Raw genomic sequence first — 1,114 nt, 5'->3', positions numbered from 1 at the left:
GGGGGGGTAATTGCCTATAATCATGATGAGCAGAGTGCTCGGGTGTTGGAAATGAGGGGGGAGTAACCAACTCGGGGAGAGCAGCATGAAGCCCGTCGTTCGGGCTGAGCTGGTGACGGATTGGGGCGAAACCACAATAATCGAAGTGGCGCGATTTGACCGTCCTGTCGAATTACTTGATCCAGTGTCGATTGGATTATCGCTTGCCGATGGCAAGCAACTGCTCTCCGGGTTACAGCAAGTAGTGATTTCTGCGCAAGCAGAGGAATACTGCGAAATACGACGCGTGTGCAGTCATTGCCGACGACAGACGCAACTGAAGGACTACCGACGACTCAAGATTGATACCGTATTCGGTACAGTCAGCGTTCGTAGCCCGAGACGCATGTCATGCCCATGCAACCGCCCTTCTATTTGGAGGTTCTGTTTAGCCCGTTATCGCAAATCATACCGGAACGTGCTGCACCGGGCCTTCTCCTGCTGCAGTCAAGACTGGCCGCGCGGATGCCATACCGGCAGGTGGTTGTGATGATGAAAGAATTTTTGCCTGGGACAGAAAAGCTGAATCATGTGACCATACGGAATAGGACATTACCGGTAGGGGCAAGGATAGACGCTATGGAATTGGCACCCGGCGAAGCACTATCACCGGACACGGAGTGGTCAATCGCAGTCGACGGCGGATTCGTGCGAGGACGAGAGAAGGTCCGGCCGGCCTCGTTCGAGATGCTGACGTGACGTCTTGCTGCGTCAGGGGTGAAGCCTCGCGTTTTCGCTTGTGTGCGTAGCGAAGTTCCGTCGATTGCAGACAGATTTGCCGCATTGCTTCAGACATGTGCAGGAACTACGTCTCCAAAGGTTTGTGTGATTACGGATAGTGGCAATGGCGTCCAGAGCATACATCGTCAGCTGCCGTTCCCCGCAACGCCCATCCTGGACTGGTTCCATCTCTCTATGCGTATCCGATATCTGGAACAAATCTCGCAAGGCATGCAGGCATGTTGCGAGACAGAAACGCATACAAAGAATCTCCTGCATCGAGAGATGACAAAATTGCGATGGTGCTTTTGGCATGCCAGCTTTGAGAAAGCGGAGGATAAAATCCGACAGGCGC

General features: G+C 53.6%; 1 protein-coding gene. It reads left to right on the top strand.

The window, feature by feature from the left end; genetic code table 11:
* Window positions 1-390 precede the first annotated feature (390 nt).
* Window positions 391-738 (top strand): hypothetical protein, encoded by a 348-nt coding sequence (locus tag HAV38_RS21500; RefSeq protein ID WP_168057473.1) that lies wholly within the window; start codon window positions 391-393, stop codon window positions 736-738.
* Window positions 739-1,114: the final 376 nt, after the last annotated feature.

It is taken from the genome of Glaciimonas immobilis (assembly GCF_011947285.1).
GTDB lineage: Bacteria > Pseudomonadota > Gammaproteobacteria > Burkholderiales > Burkholderiaceae_D > Glaciimonas > Glaciimonas immobilis.
Note: the sequence above shows the minus strand (reverse complement) of the source record. Positions and strands in the feature narration are given on the sequence as shown.